Here is a 623-nt window from a genome sequence, read left to right as displayed (position 1 = left end):
CGGCGACAACATCACGTAGCGGTCCCCGCCACCTTTGCCTTCCTCGACGCGAATAATCATCCGACGGCTGTCGATATCGGTGACCTTCAGCCGTGAAGCTTCCAGAGCGCGAAGACCCGCAGCATACGCTGTCGTCAGCGCGACCCGGTTCTTCACTCCGTTCACGGCTTCGAGGAAGCCGACCACCTCGTCGGCGCTCAGCACGACAGGCAGCTTGCGCGGCGCACGAGCGTAAGAGATCCGCTCAGGCAGATCCGTCCGCCCCAACGTCACGCCGAAGAAGAACCGCAGGGCGCACACTGCCTGGTTTAGCGCGCCCCAAGTGACCCTTCGGCTCACCAAATGCAGCTGATAGGTGCGAACTTCTTCGTATCCGAGCTGATCCGGCGACCGTTTAAAGAAACGGCTGAACTTTGCGACATGGTGGATATAGGATCGCTGCGTTGCCGGCGACAGATTGCGGACCGTCATGTCCTCGATCATGCGTCGACGTAGAGGGCTCAACTCGGCCATCTGGGGTTCTCCTGTCTGAAAGGTTGGCTCGACACCAAACTTTGTCAGACAGGGGCCTCCTCACGCCAAGGCTGCTCGCCTCCTACCGCGATAGCGGTTTAGTTCAATCA

The 623-nt window shown here is 59.9% G+C and carries 1 protein-coding gene; it reads right to left on the bottom strand.

Going from position 1 to position 623, the window contains the following annotated elements; genetic code table 11:
• Positions 1-513: tyrosine-type recombinase/integrase (locus tag ACWGS9_RS35160; protein WP_454509475.1), on the bottom strand; the 513-nt coding region annotated here is incomplete at its 3' end.
• Positions 514-623: the final 110 nt, after the last annotated feature.

This window comes from Mesorhizobium sp. Arg314, from assembly GCF_053714275.1.
Note: the sequence above shows the minus strand (reverse complement) of the source record. Positions and strands in the feature narration are given on the sequence as shown.